The following is a 19,949-nucleotide window of genomic DNA, read 5'->3' as shown; positions in this document are numbered from 1 at the left end:
ATCTGCCGATGGAGCGCCTGCTCGTCCTCGCTCGCCATGGCCAGAGCGAGTGGAACCTCAAGAACCTGTTCACCGGCTGGCGCGACCCCGGGCTCACCGAGCGCGGCGTCGACGAGGCGCGGGCGGCCGGTCGTGCCCTGAAGCGGGCGGGCTACGGGTTCGACATCGCCTTCACCTCCGAGCTGGTCCGGGCGCAGCGCACCTGCGCGCTGACGCTGGAGGAGATGGGTCTCTCGGATCTCCAAGTCGTGCGGTCGCAGGCGCTGAACGAGCGCGATTACGGCGACCTCGCCGGCCTCAACAAGGACGACGCCCGCGCCCGATGGGGCGAGGAGCAGGTCCATCTCTGGCGGCGCTCCTACGATGTGCGGCCGCCCGGCGGCGAGAGCCTCAAGGACACCGCCGCCCGGGTCCTGCCCTACTATATCGAGACGATCCTGCCCCGGGTGATGGCCGGGCAGCGGGTCTTGGTGGCGGCCCACGGCAATTCGCTGCGCTCCCTGGTGATGGTGCTCGACCATCTGGGTCCCGACACGATCGCCGGCCTGGAGATCAAGACCGGCGTGCCGCTGGTCTACCGGCTCGTCGCCGACACCACGGTCGCCTCCAAGGCGATCCTGGCCCGCGACGGCGAAGCGGGCCGTTGATTGGCGACCGAACTCGCACCGGGACTGATCCACCATCTGGGCTTCCTGGATCCGGCGGCCCGCGCCCGGCTCGCCGCCGAGGTGGCCGCGGTGCTCGCGTCCGCGCCGCCCGTCACGCCCTGCATGCCACGCACCGGAAAGCCGTTCTCGGTGCGGATGTCGAATGCCGGGCCGCTCGGCTGGGTGTCCGACCGGAGCGGCTACCGCTACCAGCCAACCCACCCCGAGACCGGCGCTCCATGGCCCGCGATCCCGCCGACCGCCCTGGCGGCCTGGGACACGCTGGCTGCGTTTCCGGCACCGCCGGAAGCCTGCCTGATCAACCTCTACGCCCCGGACGCGCGGATGGGCCTGCATCAGGACCGCGACGAGGCCGACTTTTCGGCCCCGGTCGTCTCCCTGTCGCTGGGAGCGGCAGCCCTGTTCCGCTACGGCGGCCTGCAGCGCTCCGATCCGACTCGCTCGGTGCGGCTCCATCCCGGCGATGCCCTGGTGATCGGCGGCGCCTCGCGCCTGATCCACCACGGGGTCGACCGCCTTTACGCAGAGAACGACCTGCTCGCCGAAAACCCGTTGCCGGGCTACCTGCCGGCCGGCGGCCGCTGCAACCTGACGCTGCGCCGGGTCAGCGCCGCCGAGGCGTAAGCGCCGGCTGACGGATCTCCCGATCTCCTGATCTCGCAAGCGCTTGACACTGGCAGCCGGCCGTCGGACCCATCGCACAAGGCGAGGCCGCATGGGCCATGGCCCGAGGAGAACCGGTTTCCGATGCTGGTGCGTAACCTGACGCTGCGTCTCGGGCGGGTTCTGTCCCTGGCCGTCCTGATGGCCGGGCTCGGCTCCGCGGCGCATGCCGCCGAGCCGGTCTATCCGCCGGGCTCCCGCTTCGGATTCGAGCCGCCCGCCGACATGGCGCTGTCGCGGCGCTTCTCCGGCTTCGAACGCAAGGAGGGCGGCGCCACCGTGTCGGTGGTCGAGCTGCCGCCGAACGCCTTCGCCGAGATGGTCAGCGGCTTCACCGACGCCAACCTGCTGAGTCAGGGTTTTGCTGTGGAGAAGCGTGAGGAGGTCAAGGTCGGCGACAACGAGGGCATGCTCTACACCGGCGAGCAGCCTGCCGATCCGAACGCCTCCGCGCCCGCGATCCGCAAGTGGATTCTCGTCGTCGGCACGCCCACCGTCACCGGCCTGATCATCGCTCAGGCGCTCCCGGATGCCGAGACCGAGGAGACGATGCGCAAGCTGGTGACCGGCGTCACCCTGCGCCCGGCCCTGACCCTCGACCAGCAGGTCGAGGCGCTGCCCTTCCGCATCGGCAACATGGCGGGCTTCCGCCCCGTGCGGGTGCTGGCCGGCAACTCCGTCCTGCTCACGGCCGGGCCGAAGGACCAGATGCAGAACCTGGAGCAGCCGATCCTGGTCCTGGCCCAGGCGGTTCAGCAGCCGCCCACCGCCGAGCAGCGGGACGGCTTCGCCCGGTCGGCCCTGGCCTCGAACCAGACCATGAAGGATTTCATCATCGAGCGCGCACAGAGCTACCGCTCGAACGGCGTCGATTGGCACGAGATCGTGGCCCGGGCCATCGACATGCCGACCAACGTCCCCGTGGTCGTCTCGCAGACGATCCGGTTCAATCCGGACGGGTACCTGCGGGCCCTCGGGGTGGTGCGCGAGGATCAGCGCACGGGCGTGCTCGCCAAGTTCCGCGAAGTCGTGGACAGCGTGCAGGTTAAGTAGATCGCGCAGTGACGATACAGGCAGCGGCGATCATCCTGATATCCCAGTCTCGCCCCTCATCCTGAGGTGCCCGGCGATCGAAGATCGCTGGGCCTCGAAGGAGGGCTCCAGGGATCGCGCGGCCGGCTGGAGGGCTCCTTCGAGGCTCGCTTCGCTCACACCTCAGGATGAGGTGGTGAGCGGGAAAGTCCCCCAAAAAAGAAAAAACGCGGACCCTGGGGCCCGCGCTTCTCAACCTCGAAACGGACGTTCCGCTTAGTACGGGCGGCCGTAGAGCGGCGAGGTCGGGTCGATCCGGTCGACGAAGGACAAGTCGACGTTGCGGATCGCCGAGGAGCGCGCGCCGATGAACGGGCCGTTGGTGATCGGGTCGGGCAGCTGGCCGCTGTCGAAGCGGTCGTTGCGACCGTAGACCGGGGTCAGCTGATTCGAGGCGGCGATCAGGTAGGGGTTCAGGGCCGGGTTCCGCGAACCGCCGGCACCCGGGACGTTGGAGGTCAGCGGGACGTTGCCGGCGTCGAGCCAGCTGCGCGGACGGACGCGGATCGGAAGCGGGCGGCTGACGCTGTAGACGCGACCCGGGCCGAAACCATCCTGGGCCTGGGCGGGCACGGACGCCAGGGCGCCGAAGCCGGTGGCGGCGATGACGCCGAGAAGAGCGATCTTAAGCGAGCGCATGGCCAACCTTGTCTGTGAGTGCCATCAGTATGGCGACCGAAGCTTAACAGTTCGCCGCCTTTGATAGAACGACGCTTGAGTGAGGCTGTGGTTCCGCGAAAATGGCCGAGCTTCGGCGATTTGCCGTATTCTGGCCTCATTTTTTCGTGTGCGCCCGCCGACGACCGATCGAGCCGGTCGGTTCGGTGGCATCCGCGACCGTGGTTACTGAACATCCACGGTCCGTCCGGGGCGCCAGGAAGGCCGCCGTCGCGTCGGGATCGGCCGGGTCGTCGAGGCTCAGGGCGTCGATCATGCAGCCCAGGGCCCGCGCCTCGGGCGGATGGCCGAGCGGTGCGCAGAGCCAGCCGTCGAGCCGGAACGCGGTTTCGCGGCTGACAAAGCCGGTGCAGGTCCGCCGCGTGGCGCCGCCGAGGGTGACCTCCAGGGTCTCCACGGCGCCGAACTTGGTGGCGATCCGACCGCCTGGGCCGGTCCGAGTCACAGCCAGCGCCGGTCCGTCGGTGGCGGCCCGGCGGGCCAGCAGGATGAACAAGCCGGGCGCCGGGCCCGCAGCGTTCCCACGCGCCAGTGTTACGCGAAGCGCCGGGGCCTCGACCGCCTCGAAGGCACCGCGCGCCAGTGCGTCTTCACGCAGGCCCGTGGCCGGGTCGATCCGGGCAGCCGTGACCCGGACCGGATCGAGACCGGGATCGGCAAGCCCGAACCGGACGGGGGTCGCCGCTAAAGGGGCCTTGAGTGCCGGCGTGGCGGGCACGAACGGGGTCGCGACCTGTTCCGCGACGGCCTGCTGCGGCACGCCCGGCGGCTTCCGCGCGTAGAGGCAGAGCGCGGCGATCATCGCGGAGGCGACGACCAGGCGCAGGCCGAGACCGGCAAGCGACAGCGTGCGCCGCCCCTCCGGTTCGCCGGACGCTTTCTTCGCCTCACCACTCGGATGGTCGCTCTGCATAATGTCCCGTGCGGACGGCCGCTGGTGTCGGCCGCGCTCGATCATCACCGCGCCGGGTTGATCACCACCCCCCAACCGGGCGTCATGCCCGGCATTCCCGCGACAGGGTGAATCGATCCTTGCCGCGGCTGCGACGGCCTTGACAGCCTCGCCCCTTCGGCGCCTTGCTCGCAGAGGCCGTCGCCCCCACCTCGTGCGGGTTCGCGGCCGCGTCCGTTTGGCGGGCGCCCCTTCGGCGCGAACGATCCTTCGGCCGAGTTTGCTGGCATGAGCGCGGCACCCGGTTCGGTCGGGGCTTTCCGCGCGGAGACGAGAGATGGGTTACAAGGTCGCCATCGTAGGCGCCACGGGCAACGTGGGCCGTGAGATGCTGGATATCCTGGCCGAGCGGGCCTTCCCCGCCGACGAGGTCGTGGCGCTGGCCTCGCGCCGCAGCCAGGGTCAGGAAGTCTCCTTCGGCGACAAAACGCTCAAGGTCAAAGCCCTCGACACCTACGACTTCTCCGACACCGACATCTGCCTGATGTCGGCGGGCGGCGAGACCTCCAAGGAGTGGTCGCCCCGGATCGGGCAGCAGGGCTGCGTGGTGATCGATAACTCGTCGGCGTTCCGCTACGACGCGGACGTACCGCTGATCGTGCCCGAGGTGAATGCCGACGCGATCGTGGGCTTCACCAAGCGCAACATCATCGCCAACCCGAACTGCTCGACCGCTCAGCTCGTCGTCGCCCTGAAGCCCCTGCACGAGGCGGCCACGATCAAGCGTGTCGTGGTCTCGACCTACCAGTCGGTTTCCGGCGCCGGCAAGGAGGCGATGGACGAGCTGTTCAACCAGACCCGCGCCGTGTTCACCGCCGGCGACATCAAGGAAGGCGGCAAGTTTACCAAGCGCATCGCCTTCAACGTCATCCCCCACATCGACGTGTTCATGGAGGATGGCTACACGAAGGAAGAGTGGAAGATGGTCGCCGAGACCAAGAAGATGCTCGACCCGAAAATCAAGCTGACCGCCACCGCTGTCCGCGTGCCGGTCTTCATCGGGCATGCGGAGGCGGTGAACGTCGAGTTCGAGCGTCCGCTCTCGGCCGAGCGGGCCACCGAGATCCTGCGTTCGGCGCCGGGTATTCTGGTGATCGATAAGCGCGAGAACGGCGGCTACATGACCCCGCACGAGGCCGCCGGCGAGGACGCAACCTACATCTCGCGCATCCGCGAGGACGCGACCATCGAGAACGGCCTGAACTTCTGGTGCGTGTCGGACAACCTGCGCAAGGGCGCCGCCCTGAACACGGTGCAGATCGCCGAGGTGCTGGTGAACCGCAAGCTGCTCAACCGGGCCAAGCCCAAGGCGGCGTAACAGAGCGGCATAAGGATACGAGGCGGCCGCGATCGGAAGATCGCGGCTGTTTTCGTTTCAGAGCCTGTTTGACCGCACGATCGCAGTCGAATGATGGCTCTGCTGATGGAGATCCCAACCGCTCCCCTCATCCTGAGGTGCTGCGCAGCAGCCTCGAAGGAGCCCTCCAGGGATCGCGCGGCTGGCTGGAGGGCTCCTTCGAGGCCTCCGCTACGCTCCGTCGCCTCAGGATGAGGCCGAGGATGGGAAAAGCCGGTCAAACAGGCTCTCATACGATCGCCGGTTGGAGAGTGCACAGCAGCCTTCACCGTCATCGCGAGCGCAGCGAAGCGACCCAGGGATACGCTACGGTCGGAGATCGCGCGCCGCACTGGGTTGCTTCGCTGCGCTCGCAATGACGGAGCGGGTTAAAAGACATACGCGAATGTCCCCGGCAATCGGATCGTCTGTGAATAGGCTTGAGACGGCCTGTCTTATGTCTTCGCCCGTCTACGCCGCAGTTCTTCAGGCGCTGATCGTCCGTTCAAGCAGTCGCGCGCATGTCTATTCGACGCGAAGCAGCGCGGCCGGCGGCGGCGCAGGGCTCGTTCCTGTCACAGCGCTGTAATCTTCCCCGGCCACGCCGCTCCCCGGATCGGTCGGAGATTCCTTATGCGTCGCGTCATCGTTGCCTGCCTCGTCGGATTGTGCGCCTCCAGCGCCGCCCGCGCCGAGACGCGGCCCCACAACGTCATCCTGTTCGTCGCCGACGGCCTCAGGGCCGGGATGGTGAACGCGCAGAACGCACCGACCATGGACCGGCTGATGAAGACCGGCGTGCGCTTCACCAACACGCACTCGATGTTCCCGACCTTCACCATGCCGAACGCCACCGCGATGGCGACCGGCCACATGCTCGGCGATACCGGCCAGTTCGGGAACACGATCTACACGGCCTTCCCGGTGCCCGGAGCCGGCGACAGCCTGACCCCGTTCCTCGAGAGCGACCCGGTGCTCGGCGATGTCGACGAGCATTTCGCCGGCAACTACCTCAACGAGGAGACGATCCTGAAGGCCGCCCGGGCCAAAGGTTTTTCCACCGCCAGCATCGGCAAGCTCGGGCCCTCCCTGGTCTTCGACCACACCGAGCGCTCGGGCCAGTACAACATCCACATCGACGACAGCACCGGCCGGGCCGGCGGGATCCCGCTCGGCGACGCGTTCCGCGCGCGCCTGAAGGAGGTCAGCCTGCCGGACCAGGCGCCGACCCGCGGCGCGAACGGCCAGGCCGGCACCGCCGAGACGCCCGGCACCGTCGCGGCCAATGTCGAGCAGCAGGCCTATTTCGCCTCCGTCGCGACCAAGGCGGTGCTGCCGCTGTTCAAGGCCCGGCAGAAGCCCTTCGTGCTGGTGTTCTGGTCGCGTGACCCGGATGGGACACAGCACAATCACGGCGACAGTCTGGGGCGGCTGGTGCCCGGCATCAACGGGCCGACGAGCCTCGCCGCCATCCGCAACGCCGACGACAACCTCGCCGCGCTGCTGACCGCCCTACGCGAGCAGGGCCTGGCCGACACCACCGACGTCGTCCTCACCTCGGATCACGGCTTCTCAACGATCTCGAAGGAGAGTGCCACGAGCTACGCCGCGTCGGACTCCTACAAGGGCGTGCCGGCCCGGCAACTGCCGCCGGGCTTCCTCGCTATCGATCTCGCGCACGATCTCGGCCTGACCCTGTTCGACCCGGACGCGAAGGGCGCGAAGGTGGAGGCCGGGACCTTCCCGAGCCGGGCCAACGGCCTGATCGGATCCGATCCGGTGAAGCCCGACGTGGTGGTGGCGGCCAATGGCGGCTCGGACCTCGTCTACGTGCCGAGCAGCGACAAGGCGCTCGCCCGGAAGGTGGTCGAGGCCCTGTCCCGCCAGGACTACGTCAGCGGCCTGTTCGTCAGCGACGCGCTCGGCACGATCCCCGGGACCCTGCCGCTCTCGTCCATCGCCCTCGACGGGTCGGCGCTGACCCCGATGCCGGCAATCGTGGTGAACTTCCGCAGCTTCTCCACCGGCTGCGCCGATCCCAGCACCTGCGGCGTCGAGGTGTCGGACACCACCCTGCAGCAGGGCCAGGGCATGCACGGCAGTTTCGCCCGCTCCGACACCCGCAACGTCATGGGCGGGGTCGGCCCGGATTTCCGCGGCGGCCTGGAGAGCGACATCCCGGCGAGCAACGCCGATCTCGGCAAGACCATCGCCCGGATCCTGGATCTCGACATCCCCAACAAGGGCAAGCTGGTCGGCCGGGTCCTGACGGAGGCGATGGTCAACGGCGCCCGGCCCGCGGCCGAGAAGCATGTCCGCCGCTCGGAGCCGGATGCCGCCGGCATCGTGACGGTGCTGAACTATCAGACGGTTGGCGAGACCCGGTATTTCGATGCCGCCGGATATCCGGGCCGGACCTTGGGCCTCATCGACGAGGCGCATGCCGCCGGGGGGGCACTGACCTTCGACCGAGGCACCCAACCAATAAGCGAAGGGCCGTACCCGGTGGGGTACGGCCCTTTTCATTTCAGATTTCGCTCCGTCCGCCGAACTTGGTGTCAGTCCGGCGGCGTGTGCCCTACGCCATGCCCAGCGCCTGCATGTAGAGCTCGAGGATCGCCTCCTGCTCCTGGCGCTCGCTGTGATCCTGCTTGCGGATCCGGATGATCGTGCGCACGGCTTTCGCGTCGAAGCCCCGGCCCTTCAGTTCGGCAAACACCTCCTTGATGTCGCCCATGATGCCGGCCTTCTCCTCTTCGAGGCGCTCCAGGCGCTCGATGAACTGCTTCAGCTCGTCGGCGGCCACGCCCTCGGCCGACGAGACGTCGCCGCCGGGCCGCTGGGCTGCTGCACTGGGCATCGAATGGGCGTTCATGGGGCTCTCCGGGATGCGCGGCGCGGTTGCGCCCTGGACCGGTGGTTAACGGGCCGAACTTACCGGAAGCTTAGCCGATTCTCGCGTCCCCTCTCGCCCGGTCAGTGATCCTTGGCCTGAGAGGCGGCGAATCCTGCCTGCTGCTCCGGGCTCGCCTCGGCCTGATGCAGAGCTTTCCACTCGGCATACGGCATCCCGTAGACCGCCTCGCGGCTCTCGTCCTTGGTGAGCGGCACGCCGGTCTCGTCGGCGGCATCCTTGAGCCAGTTCGACAGGCAGTTCCGGCAGAAGCCCGCCAGGTTCATCAGGTCGATGTTCTGCACGTCGGTGCGGTTGCGCAGATGCGACACGAGCCGGCGGAACACCGCGGCTTCGAGTTCGGTCTGGGTCTGCGGGTCGATCTCGGGCATCGTGGGAAACGCTTTCCGGTTGAGGATCGGTCGCACGGATCTCGGGATCGGCCGCGTTCCGATCAAGCCGCGATCAGCGGGCGCAGGATGCGGGCGAAGCGCTCGGCCCATTCCTCTTGGCCGGCCTCACCGGCGATAAGGTCCTGGCGGATCTCGACCAGGGCATTGGGCAGGCCGCGGGCGGTGGCGTGGCGGTCGATCGTGTCGCCCGGCAGGCCGCCGCCATAGGGCTGATTATCGCCGACCGTGAGCCCGGCCGGATCGGCCTCCAGGGATTCGATCAGCGGCCGGGCGAGGCGCGCGTCCCGATCGTACAGGATGCCGACCTGCCAGGGCCGGGCGATGCCGCGCCAATAGGGCGTGAAGCTGTGCATGGTCAGGATCGCCGGGGGACGCCCGGCGGCCTGGGCAGCCGCGACTGCTTCGTCGATCGCGGCGTCGAACGGCGCGTAGAAGCGCGCGATCCGGGCCTGCTTGCCGGCCTCGTCGATCTTAGCGTTGCCCGGCACCACGGCGCCGTCGGAGAGGCGCATCACCAGGGTCGGATCGGACCGGCCGCGGTTCGGGTCGATGATCAGGCGAGAAAAGTTCGTCAGGATCGCCGGCACGTTCAGCCGGGCCGCGAGCCCGCGGGTCACAGCCGCCGCGCCGATATCGTAGGCGATGTGGCGGCCGAACTCGGATTCCGGCACGCCGAGCGCGATATCCGGAGGCACGAAGTTCGACGCGTGGTCGCAGGCGATCACGAGGCCGCAGGCGGGATCGCCCGGGATGATTTCGCACGGGTGCGGGGCCGGGGCGCGCGCTTCTATCTCCGGACGGGTCACGGGGCTCCGAGGGTTGGATGTGCGTGTGACCGCCGATCGCGCTTGCCGTGAGGCGGCGGCTCGGGCAGATCACCTGACAAGGCACGATGCCTATCAAAGAACGTGCGCTCACGGCAAGAAACGGGCCCGCCGCCCACCAACGAATGGGCGGGGATCGCACGCGCAAATCACAGTGAGGAGCCCGTCCGACGCCATGCCCGAGACCGTCCCGCCGATCGCCGACCCCGCCGTCCTGCAACAGCGCGCGCTCCTCGAGACCCTGCTGTATGCCGGCATCCGCGCCGCCCATCCGGACCTGTGCCTGCCGGCGCACCTGCCGGCGCCGAGCCCGGGCCGCCTGATCATCCTGGCGGCCGGCAAGGCGGCGGGCAGCATGAGCGCGGTGGCGAGCCGGTTCTACCGGCAGCAGCACGGGCTCGGCGACGACAGGATCGTCGGCCTCGCGGTGGCGCGCCACGGCTACGGGCAGGACGCGCCGGGCATCCACATGGTCGAGGCCGGGCACCCGGTCCCCGACGAGGCCGGCATCGCCGCCACCCAGGAGGCGCTGCGGCTCGCCACTGAGGCCGGCCCGGATGACGAGGTGCTGGTGCTGCTCTCGGGCGGCGGCTCGGCCAACTGGATCGCCCCGGCCGGTGAGCTGACGCTGCCTGAGAAGCAGGCGATCACCCGGGCGATGCTCCGCTCCGGCGCGCCGATCGGCGAGATCAACACGGTCCGCAAGCACATCTCGCGGATCAAGGGCGGCCGGCTCGCGGTGGCGGCCCGCAACGCCCGGCGGATCCTGACGCTCGCGATCTCCGACGTGCCCTTCGACGATCCGGCGGTGATCGCCTCGGGCCCGACCGTGCCCGATCCCTCGACCCTGGCCGATGCCCGCGCCATCTGCGAGCGCCGGGGCATCCCGCTCCCGGAGACGGCGGTCCGGCTGCTGAACGACCCGAACAACGAGACCCCGAAGGCCGGCGATCCCGCCTTCGCCCGCGCCGAGTACCGCATCATTGCCCGACCGATCGACGCCCTTGAGGCTGCCGCCGCCGCAGCGCGCGAGGCAGGCTACGAGCCGATCATGCTCGGCGCCGACCTCGAAGGCGAGGCAAGGGAAATCGCCGCCGTGCATGCCAGCGAGGCCAAGCGCTACAAGGCCGCCGGCCAGCGCGTCGCGCTGATCTCGGGGGGCGAACTCACCGTCACCATCCGGGGCGAAGGTCATGGTGGTCCGAACCAGGAATACGCCCTGGCGCTCGCCGTGGCGCTGGACGGTGAGCCCGGCATCTTCGGGATCAGCGCCGACACCGACGGCACCGATGGCGGGCGCGGCCTCGCCACGGACCCGGCCGGCGGCCTCGTCGACCCGACCACCCTGGAACGCGCCCGTGCCGCCGGCCTCGACCCGGCCGCGATGCTGGCGCAGAACGACTCGACCGCATTCTTCGCGGCCCTTGGCGACCTCGTGAACCCCGGCCCGACCCGCACCAATGTCAACGATTGCCGCATCATCCTCGTCGGGTAGCACCGCTCTCGATCGCATCGCGGCACGGTCCACGGCACGTCAACCGCAGGTCGCGCCTTGGTTGGATCCGTTAGCCGCGCTGCACGCACTCCCCCGTGCGGTCCACCGGATCCATACGCCGGGCCGGGCTACGCAGCCGCCGAACGGAGCGCGGGTCCCCTCTCCCGTGCGGGAGAGGGACAGGGTGAGGGGTGCGAGCTTTCCGGAAAGACCTGGTCCCTCACCCCAACCCTCTCCCGCACGGGAGAGGGGGCGTGTCGCGCCTGGTCCAGGCCGAGAGCGCCCGTCGGCTCGTGCGTCGGCGGCTCAAGCCCTACTCGCACTCGGGTTTGCGCTCCTCTACACGAGCCCCGCCAAGGCGGATCTGCGCCTGTGCAACCAGACCGCCAGCAAGGTGGGCATCTCGCTGGGCTACCGGGACCCGCAGGGCTGGGTGACGGAGGGCTGGTGGGATCTGGCCCCGAAGGCCTGCGAGACCCTGCTCAAGGGCGCGCTGGCGGCGCGGTTCTATTACGTGTTCGCCGTCGACTACACGCGGGGCGGCGAATGGAGCGGGCGCTCGCTGATGTGCACCCGCGATTCCGAGTTCACGATCCGCGGCGTCGAGGATTGCCTCGCCCGCGGCTACGACCGGAACGGCTTCTTCGAGGTCGATACCGGCGAGCAGAAGAGCTGGACGATCCAGCTCACCGATCCCAACCGGGCGGACGCGCCGGCCAAGCCGTAGGGTGTTCGTCAGGCGGCCTCGGCAGCGTGGTCGAGGCCGATGGCAGCGAGGCGCACGGTCTTGGGGAGCAGGTGCGTGCCGCCTTCGTAGTAACGCCACATCCGGACGCTGACGCCGAGCGCGCGCGCGGCCTCGTGTTGCGTCATCCGCGGTACGCGGCCGAGCCGCCACGCGTGCAACCACGCGGCCCCCTGTTCCAGGGCGAGCCGCCACAGAGTATCGGCGGCGATCTCCATCTCGTCGGTCCAATGGACATTCCGACCCCATTCCCCGACCGTCACGGCGGCGAAGGCACGGGCATCGGCGCGCAGCGGCGCAAACACCGCGAAGGTGTCGAGATGCGCCCCGACATCGACCGGGCCCTCTGCTCCGTTCTTCCAAGTCACCAGCAAAGTCCGCCCCGGCCCGGCGCGAACACCTTTCAGAGTCGGCACATCCATCAGCTCATGACCTCCGGTTCAGACGGTTCCATGACTCCAAGAGCAATGCGGTGTTATCCCTGGCCCAGGCCAAAGCCTCGTCCGCCCGCCGGGCATTCCCCGCCCGTATCCGAAGAGTCTCGATCTCTACGAGCACCCGCCAACCACGACCCTCGATATGAAAATGCGGCGGGTGGTGATCGTCGGCGTACATGGCGATCTTGCAGGTCGCGAAACGCATCAGCGTCGGCATGGTACGGCCCTAAGCGCCGGACCGAGATGCAGTGAAAGGCACTCTAGCGACCGGGCCGAAAACGGCAATGGTTGCCGCAGACGTGGTCCGTTCGTACGCCCTTGCGCCGGGTGTTTCGATCGAGACTCAGTGCGGCCGCCGCGTATGTTGGCAGACGCAAGGCTCGCAGGGCAACGCGCATCTGCGCCCTTGACGCTGCCCCGGGCGGGATGCCTACACCGCCACCCAACGAACCGAACCGACGCCGTCGCGGGCAGACCGCGCGCGGACGCGGCGGACTACCCGGAGGATCACGCTTGAAACGCTCGCGCCGCACCAAGATCGTCGCCACCCTCGGGCCGGCCTCGGATTCGCCGGAGATGATCGAACGCCTGTTCCGGGCGGGCGTGGACGTGTTCCGGCTCAACATGAGCCATCTCCCCCGCGAAAAACTGCCCGAGAAGGTCGAGGTGATCCGGGCGATCGAGCGCGAGGCCAAGCACCCGATCGGCATCCTGGTCGATCTGCAGGGGCCGAAGCTCCGGCTCGGCACCTTCGCGGAGGGCGCCGTGATGATCGAGACCGGCGCCACCTTCGTGCTCGACGGCGACCCGACACCCGGCGATGCCGGCCGATGCCACCTGCCGCATCCGGAGATTTTGGAAGCCCTCGAGGCCGGCCACGCGATCCTGCTCGACGACGGCAAGCTGCGGCTGACCGTTCTCGAGACCTCGGAGAACCGCGCCGTGACCCGCGTCGAGGTCGGCGGAAAGATCTCGAACCGCAAGGGCGTGTCGCTGCCCCATACGGTGATCCCGGTGCCGGCGATGACCGAGAAGGACCGGGCCGACCTCGATGCCGGCCTGAATGCCGGGGCCGACTGGATCGCCGTGTCCTTCGTGCAGCGGCCCGAGGACGTGGCCGAGGTCAAGAAGGTCTGCGCCGGCCGCGCCTTGGTGATGGCCAAGATCGAGAAGCCGCAGGCGCTGACCCGGCTCGACGAAATCATCGAGATCTCGGACGGCCTGATGGTCGCCCGCGGCGATCTCGGTGTGGAAATGCCGCTGGAGCAGGTGCCTGGCGTGCAGAAGCGGATCACCCGCAGCGCCCGCCGCTTCGGCAAGCCCGTGGTGGTGGCGACCCAGATGCTCGAATCGATGATCACGGCGCCGGTCCCGACCCGCGCCGAGGTCTCGGACGTGGCGACCGCCGTCTACGAGGGCGCGGACGCGGTGATGCTGTCGGCAGAGAGCGCGTCGGGTGCCTTCCCGGTCGGGGCCGTGGAGACGATGAACCGCATCGCCGAGCAGGTCGAGCGCGACGCGGTCTACTGGTCGATCATCCGGGCGCAGAGCGCGACCCCGGACGAGACCGCCGCCGACGCGATCGCGGCCGCCGCCCACCAGATGGTCGACGCCCTGAACCTCGACGCGATCATGGCCTGGACCAATTCCGGCTCGACCGCCCTGCGCCTGTCGCGCGAGCGCCCGAACGCCACGGTGATCGCCCTGACGCCACGGCGCGAGACCGCTCGGCGCCTGGCGCTCGCCTGGGGCACGCACCCGATCGTCACCAAGGATGCCAGCGACGTGGACGATATGTCGTTCCGCGCGGCCAAGTTCGCGGTCCGCGAAAAATTCGCCGCCGTGGGCGACCGGGTGATCGTGGTGGCCGGCCTGCCCTTCGGGACGCCGGGGGCGACGAACCTCGTGCGGCTCACCTTCATCACCCGGGAACACGCCGAGAAGGCGTGAGGTCTAATCCTTGAGAAGGGGAGCGGCCTCGCGCCGCTCGCCGGCGAACCGGACGATCTCTTCGGTGAGGCGCTCGGACGCCACGAAGTGGAGCATGTGACCGATTCCCGGCAGCAGCACGAGCCGGGCACCGGGGATCGCCTTCGCCAGCGGGATCGCCTGGGTCTCGCTGCGGACGATCGGGTCCGCCTCGCCGGAGATCACCAGAGTCGGGACGCGGAGGTCGCCGTAGCGCGGGCTCTGCACGGCCAAGGCGGCCGGCAGGCCGACGAGATCCTGCACGTTGGCGAGCAGGGTTCCGGGCCGCAGCACCAGGGCGGCGCGGACCGCCTCGGCGTATCCGGGTGTCGACTGTTGTGGCAGGAAGACCCGCTTGGCCGTCTCAGGGAGATAATACTGGGCGAGGGGCGGTCCGACGGTGCGGCTCAGCAGCCATGTCACCGGCGGTTTCAGCGCCAGCCGCCAGTACCAGGGCAGCACCAGCATCCGCGCCGGCATCGGCATGGCGACGGGGGCCGCAAGGACCAGGCCGGAGACTCGCTCGGGATGATCGAGGGCAAGCGCCAGGCCCAGAGCGCCAGCCCAGGAATGGCCGAACACCACCGCCGGCCCGACGCCCATTTTTTCGAGCGCCTCCGCGATGATCCGGGCCTGCACGGCCGGCGCGGCGGCCTCGCTGCCATCGATGCGGTCGCTCCAGCCGAAGCCCGGCCGGTCGAAGGCGATGACGTGGAAGCCCTTCTCGGCGAGACGGCGGCCGATGCCCTCCATCGGGTCGGAGGCGTTGGCCGAGGCCCCGTGCAGCAGGATCAGCGGGGGGCCGTCGGCCGGTCCGGCCTGGATGGTCGCCAGCCGTCCGCCGGCGACCTCGACGAAGGGACCGGCCGGCGGATTCTCGGCGCCGACCCGCAGGGCGATGACGAGGCTCGCCACCGCGCCGAGCGCGAGGATCAGACCCAGGATCGCGAAGGGGAGAGCGAGGATCGTGATGAGGAGTGCGGCCACCCGGCTCACAGGTCGCGGCCGTCAACCTCCGGCGCCAGGCGGTCGACCGCCTCGCCGATCTTCTCCATCGTCGGATAGAGCGCCTTGGCCCGGCGGAAGGCCGCCAGCGCCCGGGCCTTGTCGTCGAGGGATTCGTAGATCCGCCCCATGGCGGCCCAGGCCTCGAAATGGCGCGGCTCCAGCACCAGGGCACGGCGCAGATCGGCGATGGCGTCGTCCTTGTCGGTCAGGAGCCAGAACACCGTGGCGCGCCGGTTCCAGCCTTCGGGCCAGTTCGGCTCCAGGGCAGTGACACGATCCATCAGCTCGGCGGCCAGGGGGAAGTCGTGGGCCGCGATGGCCTGCCGGGCGCGGTCGGTGAGCAGGTCCGCAGTCGGGCTGCCGGAGGTGTCGAGGCGGCGCTCGATCAACTTGGCGATGCCCTTCGCCTCGGCCGGATCCTCGCTGGCGCGCAGGCGTGCGAACAGGTCGTCGAGGCTCACGGGCTTGGGCGCCGGCTTCGCCTCGGGTGCCGTGCGGCCGGACCGTCCGGCATCCGGGGCCGCAGAGGCGCCAGATACGAGGACCGGCAGGCAGACCAGGGCGGCGAGGAGGCGGGTCGGCATCATCGCGCCAGAGTGTGCGCGGGTGCGGCCCTCGTCAACGTGCCGCGGTGCCGCGCACGCGAAAGCAGCCGCAACCCGGACGGGTGCGGCTGCTTTCGCGTTGATACACCCGGCCGAAGCCGAGCGGCAGGCTTCAGCCCTGGCGGGCCTTGAAGCGCTTCTGGGTCTTGTTGATCACGTAGACCCGGCCCTTGCGGCGCACGAGCTGGTTGTCGCGGTGACGGCCGCGCAGGGACTTGAGGGAATTACGGATCTTCATCGGTTTCTCGAGCCCGGGTGGGGCCGTCCATTCACGGGGGATCGGGAACGTGGTCACGAAGCGGGACGCGACGAGCGCGTCCAGCGATCACGGCACACGCATCGCGGGATGGCGCCGCCATATCAGGATTCGCCACCGCAAGGCAAGGCGTCGCAGGCGCAGCGTCTCAATGCACGCTGTCGAGCTGCGGCACCGCGGCGGTTCCCACCAGTTGCCGACCGATCTCGTGCAGCAGCCCGTCCATCAGCGGCTTCAAGCGCTCGAAGTCGGAGCCCGTCAGTCCTTCGGCCGCCGTGAACAGCGCCAGGGCCAGTTCGGCCACGCGGTCGATCCCGCTCCGCTGGCCGTCGATCGCGCAGAAGGCGGCCTCGTCGATATAGCCGTCCCGGCTGCTCTCGGTGACGTCGATGACGATGCCGCGCGCCTCGCTCACCAGTCCGTCCGGCCCCATGACGAAGCGGCCGCGCGCCAGGACCCAGCGCACGTCGTCGGGCGCCAGGACTGTGCGGTACTGAGCGACGTAGAGGCCGCCGTAGCGCTGGAGATTCTTTACGATCGACTCGATACGCGGACGATCCTGCGGATGGATCCGATCGAAGAACAGCGCGTAGGTGGTGCCGCGCCCGGTCGCCGCCCGGGGAATGCCCAGCATCGTCGCCGCTACGGAGTCGCAGCGCACGACATCGTCGGCGAACCGCCATTCCCAGGTCCCGACATTCGTGGCGGCGAGGGCGCGCGTGACGATTTCGCTGTTCTGCCGCCTCGGGCGCGCATCCAAGCCCACAGAATCCGCTCCAAAAAAGGTGAAGTGCTTGTCCGCGAAGGCGGTATCTGGTCGACTCAGTAGCCCGGCGCGGGAGCCCGTACAACGCAAACGGCCCAGGGCCGCGATCCCATCCCCGTTCATCGATGAGCGGGTTCAGGGGCGGGCATAGCCTCCCACCAGCCGGCCCTTGCCGATCACCCGCCCACGCATCGCATCGAGGAGAGCCCCCCGACCGGGATGCGCGGGAAGATCGAGGCTGCTTCCCATGGCGTAGAGCTGGAAATGGTAATCGTGGCGTCCGTGGCCGCTCGGCGGATCGGGCGGGAGCCATTCCGGACGCAGGAAACTGTTCTTGCCAAGGCTCGGCTCAAGGCTCGACCCGGCGGCCTCCGGCCGGTCGGGGCTCGGTAGTGCGCCCTCGTCCAGTCCGGCGGTGGCGGGCGAGAGAGTCCACACGATCAGGTGAACGAGCGGTTGCGGCGTCGGGCTGCCGGCGTCTTCGACCAGCAAGACCAGCGCCGCGGTGCCGGTCGGCAAACCGCTCCAGGCGAGCGGCGGCGAGAGCCCAGGCCCGTCGGCGGTGAAGCGGGCGGGGATCTCGCCATGATCCGCGAAGGCGGGGCTCGTCAGCGTCAGCGTGTCCGGGACATCCCCGAAGGCCGCGTCATAGGCGGTCTTCTCGACCCCGGCCTTGATCCCGGACAGGGCCTCGCCGACCACGTGGGGGATCTTTTCCAGCATCGTTCAAGCCTCCGCTGCGGTCTCAACCGCGAACGGCAGCTCCGGTTCAGCCTCGTCGCTCGGCCGCGACCATGTAGTTCACGGCCTTGTCCCGGCTGGTGCGCCACCCATCGGTCAGCGGATTGTAGGCGACGCCGACCGTGTCGGTGACGTCGAGGCCGCCGGCCCGGATCGCGCGGGCGAACTCCTCCGGCGTCACGAACTTTGCCCAATCGTGGGTGCCCCGCGGCAGCCAGCCGAGCACGTACTCGGCGCCGACGATAGCCAGCGCGAAGGAGCGCAGCGTCCGATTGAGGGTCGCCCCGAACAACATGCCGCCCGGCTTCACCGCCGCGCAGGCGGTGCGCACGAAGGCCGTCCTATCCGAGACATGCTCGACCACCTCCATGATCAGCACGGCGTCGAAGCTCTGGCCGGCGGCGACTACCGCCTCGATGGTCTCGCCGCGGTAATCCACCGGCACGCCGGCCGACTCAGCATGAGCGCGGGCGACCGCGATGTTCTGCTCCGCGGGATCGAGGCCGGTCACCTTGGCGCCGAGCCGGGCCAGGGGCTCCGACAGCACCCCACCGCCGCAGCCGACATCGCAGATCGTCAGCCCGTCCAGCGGAAACGGCGTCTGCGGATCCCGGCCGAAGCGCCGGCACAGCGCGTCGCGGATATAGGCGAGCCGCACCGGATTGAACCGGTGCAGCACCCGCATCGGCCCGGCCTCGTCCCACCAGGTGGCGGCGAGGGCGTCGAACCGCGCGACCTCGCCGCGATCGACGAAGCCGTCCGTGCCGACATTCGTGGCTGCCCTATCCATGCGCGTTCCGTCCAGACGATATTCCGGTCCTGTCCGCCCCTGGCCGGAAACCACGGCGCTCGCTGAGCGATCGGGGTTCATGGGCCGGCGGGACAGGTCCTGCGCCGCCATAGCATGCCTGTCCTATGGCCGTCGCCGCGGCGCCGGAGCCATGCCCGGGCGGTTGTTGACACCCTGCCGAGCCGCTTGTACCCGCCGGGCACTGTCCGGGACCCGCCAGGGCGGTCCCTCTCCCAGACGTCGGGAATCCGCAAAGAACCAACATGCCCCGTCTGGTGATGAAATTCGGCGGCACCTCCGTCGCCAATGTCGAGCGCATCCGCAACGTGGCCCGCCACGTCGCCCGCGAAGTCGCGGCCGGCTACGAGGTCGCCGTGATCGTGTCGGCCATGTCCGGCAAGACCAACGAGCTGGTCGACTGGGTCAAGGATGCCAACCCGCTCTACGACCCGCGCGAGTACGACGCCGTCGTCGCCTCGGGCGAGCTGGTCACCGCGGGCCTCCTGGCGGTCGCCCTGCAGAAGGACGGCATCAAGGCCCGCTCCTGGCAGGGCTGGCAGATCCCCGTGGTGACCTCGGACGCGCATGGGTCCGCCCGCATCGCCGAGATCGACCCGAAGAACCTCGAAGCGGGCTTCGCCAAGGGCGAGGTCGCGGTGATCGCCGGCTTCCAGGGCATCCATGCCGAAACCGGCCGGGTGACCACCCTCGGGCGCGGCGGCTCGGACACCTCGGCGGTGGCCGTGGCGGCCGCGATCCAGGCCGAGCGCTGCGACATCTACACGGACGTGGACGGGGTCTACACCACCGATCCGCGGATCGTGCCGAAGGCTAGGCGCATGGAGCGCGTGACCTTTGAGGAAATGCTGGAGATGGCGTCGCTCGGCGCCAAGGTGCTGCAGGTCCGTTCGGTGGAACTCGCCATGGTCCACCGGGTGCCGACCACGGTCCGGTCCTCATTCGATCCGCCGGACGCCGCGCGTCCGGGCACCCTCATCTGCGACGAGGACGACATCGTGGAACAGCAGATCATCACCGGGATCGCGTTTTCCCGGGACGAGGCGCAGATCACCCTGCGCAAGGTCAAGGACAGCCCCGGCGTGGCCGCCGCCATCTTCGGGCCGCTGGCCGACGCGAACATCAACGTCGACATGATCATCCAGACCGTGTCGGGCGACCAGTCGACCACCGACATGACCTTCACGGTGCCGGCCGCCGAGTACGAGCGCACCCGGGCGATCCTCGACCAGGCCAGCCCGCAGATCGGCTACGCGCAGATCGAGGGCGCCACCGACGTGGTCAAGGTCTCGGCGATCGGGGTCGGGATGCGCAGCCACGCGGGCGTCGCTGCCAAAGCCTTCCGGGCTCTGGCCGAGAAGGGCATCAACATCCGCGCAATCACCACGTCGGAGATCAAGTTCTCCGTGCTGATCGATGCGGCCTATACGGAGCTTGCCGTGCGCACGCTCCACTCGCTATACGGCCTGGATCAGGCCTGATCCTGAAAGGGCCTAGTTTAGAGCGTTTGCCGCCTGCACGGATGCCGGTTAGGCGGTCGGGCGCGCCCTGAAATAGGGACTTGGATAAGGGCTCGAAATCGTGTCCGATCGGGCAAGGTT

Annotated in this window: 22 protein-coding genes; 9 read left to right on the top strand and 13 right to left on the bottom strand. The window is 69.3% G+C overall.

What is annotated here, in order from left to right; all coding sequences use genetic code 11:
* Window positions 1–8 precede the first annotated feature (8 nt).
* The 3 genes from MKL20_RS14800 to MKL20_RS14790 all read left to right on the top strand — a co-directional run bounded on the left by MKL20_RS14800 (window position 9) and on the right by MKL20_RS14790 (window position 2,384).
* A complete protein-coding gene (locus MKL20_RS14800) occupies window positions 9–647 on the top strand; it encodes a 2,3-bisphosphoglycerate-dependent phosphoglycerate mutase (protein ID WP_244037305.1) in 639 nt (212 codons plus the stop codon).
* A complete protein-coding gene (locus MKL20_RS14795) occupies window positions 648–1,292 on the top strand; it encodes an alpha-ketoglutarate-dependent dioxygenase AlkB (protein ID WP_244037304.1) in 645 nt (214 codons plus the stop codon).
* Between the two features lie 123 nt (window positions 1,293–1,415).
* Window positions 1,416–2,384, top strand: a complete 969-nt coding sequence (locus tag MKL20_RS14790; protein WP_244037303.1) for a hypothetical protein — start codon at window positions 1,416–1,418, stop codon at window positions 2,382–2,384.
* Window positions 2,385–2,639: 255 nt separating this feature from the next.
* Here MKL20_RS14790 and MKL20_RS14785 read toward each other — a convergent pair whose 3' ends face one another.
* On the bottom strand, window positions 2,640–3,062 hold the full coding sequence (locus MKL20_RS14785) for a hypothetical protein (RefSeq protein ID WP_243962389.1): 423 nt from the start codon (window positions 3,060–3,062) through the stop codon (window positions 2,640–2,642).
* A 136-nt stretch (window positions 3,063–3,198) separates the two neighbouring features.
* Window positions 3,199–4,014, bottom strand: coding sequence for a hypothetical protein (locus MKL20_RS14780; protein ID WP_244037302.1), 816 nt, complete (start codon window positions 4,012–4,014; stop codon window positions 3,199–3,201).
* A gap of 316 nt (window positions 4,015–4,330) precedes the next feature.
* On the opposite strand from MKL20_RS14780, the gene MKL20_RS14775 reads away from it, so the two are divergent.
* Window positions 4,331–5,371: an aspartate-semialdehyde dehydrogenase gene (locus MKL20_RS14775; RefSeq protein ID WP_244025570.1), complete on the top strand. Its 1,041-nt coding sequence runs from the start codon at window positions 4,331–4,333 to the stop codon at window positions 5,369–5,371.
* Between the two features lie 651 nt (window positions 5,372–6,022).
* The gene (locus tag MKL20_RS14770) at window positions 6,023–8,056 is read left to right on the top strand and encodes an alkaline phosphatase family protein (RefSeq protein ID WP_244037301.1); all 2,034 of its coding nucleotides are present in this window, start codon (window positions 6,023–6,025) and stop codon (window positions 8,054–8,056) included.
* On the opposite strand, the gene MKL20_RS14765 is transcribed toward MKL20_RS14770, so the two are convergent.
* The 3 genes from MKL20_RS14765 to MKL20_RS14755 form a co-directional block, all read right to left on the bottom strand.
* Complete coding sequence (locus MKL20_RS14765; protein ID WP_243962447.1) at window positions 7,968–8,249, bottom strand: DUF2312 domain-containing protein; 282 nt, start codon at window positions 8,247–8,249, stop codon at window positions 7,968–7,970. The genes MKL20_RS14770 and MKL20_RS14765 overlap by 89 nt on opposite strands.
* Window positions 8,250–8,365: 116 nt before the next feature.
* Window positions 8,366–8,674, bottom strand: a complete 309-nt coding sequence (locus MKL20_RS14760) for a DUF1244 domain-containing protein (protein ID WP_243962393.1) — start codon at window positions 8,672–8,674, stop codon at window positions 8,366–8,368.
* A gap of 62 nt (window positions 8,675–8,736) precedes the next feature.
* Window positions 8,737–9,501, bottom strand: a complete 765-nt coding sequence (locus tag MKL20_RS14755) for an N-formylglutamate amidohydrolase (RefSeq protein ID WP_244037300.1) — start codon at window positions 9,499–9,501, stop codon at window positions 8,737–8,739.
* 193 nt (window positions 9,502–9,694) lie between these two features.
* Here MKL20_RS14755 and MKL20_RS14750 point away from each other — a divergent pair, with 193 nt between their 5' ends.
* Both MKL20_RS14750 and MKL20_RS14745 read left to right on the top strand, forming a co-directional pair.
* Window positions 9,695–11,014: a glycerate kinase gene (locus tag MKL20_RS14750; protein WP_244037299.1), complete on the top strand. Its 1,320-nt coding sequence runs from the start codon at window positions 9,695–9,697 to the stop codon at window positions 11,012–11,014.
* Between the two features lie 364 nt (window positions 11,015–11,378).
* Window positions 11,379–11,741, top strand: a complete 363-nt coding sequence (locus MKL20_RS14745) for a DUF1036 domain-containing protein (RefSeq protein ID WP_244037327.1) — start codon at window positions 11,379–11,381, stop codon at window positions 11,739–11,741.
* An 8-nt stretch (window positions 11,742–11,749) separates the two neighbouring features.
* On the opposite strand, the gene MKL20_RS14740 is transcribed toward MKL20_RS14745, so the two are convergent.
* On the bottom strand, window positions 11,750–12,181 hold the full coding sequence (locus tag MKL20_RS14740) for a DUF2442 domain-containing protein (RefSeq protein WP_244037298.1): 432 nt from the start codon (window positions 12,179–12,181) through the stop codon (window positions 11,750–11,752).
* Window positions 12,182–12,185: 4 nt separating this feature from the next.
* Complete coding sequence (locus tag MKL20_RS14735) at window positions 12,186–12,374, bottom strand: DUF4160 domain-containing protein (protein ID WP_244037326.1); 189 nt, start codon at window positions 12,372–12,374, stop codon at window positions 12,186–12,188.
* Between the two features lie 335 nt (window positions 12,375–12,709).
* Here MKL20_RS14735 and pyk point away from each other — a divergent pair, with 335 nt between their 5' ends.
* On the top strand, window positions 12,710–14,146 hold the full coding sequence (gene pyk / locus MKL20_RS14730) for a pyruvate kinase (protein WP_243949423.1): 1,437 nt from the start codon (window positions 12,710–12,712) through the stop codon (window positions 14,144–14,146).
* A gap of 3 nt (window positions 14,147–14,149) precedes the next feature.
* Here the strand turns inward: pyk and MKL20_RS14725 are convergent, their stop codons facing one another.
* The 6 genes from MKL20_RS14725 to ubiG all read right to left on the bottom strand — a co-directional run bounded on the left by MKL20_RS14725 (window position 14,150) and on the right by ubiG (window position 18,330).
* Window positions 14,150–15,160 (bottom strand): alpha/beta fold hydrolase, encoded by a 1,011-nt coding sequence (locus tag MKL20_RS14725; RefSeq protein ID WP_244037297.1) that lies wholly within the window; start codon window positions 15,158–15,160, stop codon window positions 14,150–14,152.
* Window positions 15,157–15,759 (bottom strand): tetratricopeptide repeat protein, encoded by a 603-nt coding sequence (locus MKL20_RS14720; protein ID WP_243962397.1) that lies wholly within the window; start codon window positions 15,757–15,759, stop codon window positions 15,157–15,159. Before MKL20_RS14720 ends, MKL20_RS14725 begins: the two co-directional genes overlap by 4 nt.
* A 130-nt stretch (window positions 15,760–15,889) precedes the next feature.
* On the bottom strand, window positions 15,890–16,015 hold the full coding sequence (gene ykgO, locus MKL20_RS14715) for a type B 50S ribosomal protein L36 (protein ID WP_003601867.1): 126 nt from the start codon (window positions 16,013–16,015) through the stop codon (window positions 15,890–15,892).
* Between the two features lie 166 nt (window positions 16,016–16,181).
* Window positions 16,182–16,799, bottom strand: coding sequence for a PAS domain-containing protein (locus tag MKL20_RS14710; RefSeq protein WP_244037296.1), 618 nt, complete (start codon window positions 16,797–16,799; stop codon window positions 16,182–16,184).
* A gap of 135 nt (window positions 16,800–16,934) precedes the next feature.
* Entirely contained in the window at window positions 16,935–17,522 is a 588-nt protein-coding gene (locus MKL20_RS14705; RefSeq protein WP_244037295.1) for a YbhB/YbcL family Raf kinase inhibitor-like protein, read from the bottom strand.
* 46 nt (window positions 17,523–17,568) lie between these two features.
* Window positions 17,569–18,330, bottom strand: coding sequence for a bifunctional 2-polyprenyl-6-hydroxyphenol methylase/3-demethylubiquinol 3-O-methyltransferase UbiG (gene ubiG / locus MKL20_RS14700; protein WP_244037294.1), 762 nt, complete (start codon window positions 18,328–18,330; stop codon window positions 17,569–17,571).
* A 263-nt stretch (window positions 18,331–18,593) separates the two neighbouring features.
* Between ubiG and MKL20_RS14695 the strand changes: the two genes are divergently transcribed.
* A complete protein-coding gene (locus tag MKL20_RS14695) occupies window positions 18,594–19,829 on the top strand; it encodes an aspartate kinase (protein ID WP_243962401.1) in 1,236 nt (411 codons plus the stop codon).
* Window positions 19,830–19,949 lie beyond the last annotated feature (120 nt).

The sequence above is a fragment of the Methylobacterium sp. E-066 genome (assembly GCF_022829635.1).
Taxonomy (GTDB): domain Bacteria; phylum Pseudomonadota; class Alphaproteobacteria; order Rhizobiales; family Beijerinckiaceae; genus Methylobacterium.
Note: the sequence above shows the minus strand (reverse complement) of the source record. Positions and strands in the feature narration are given on the sequence as shown.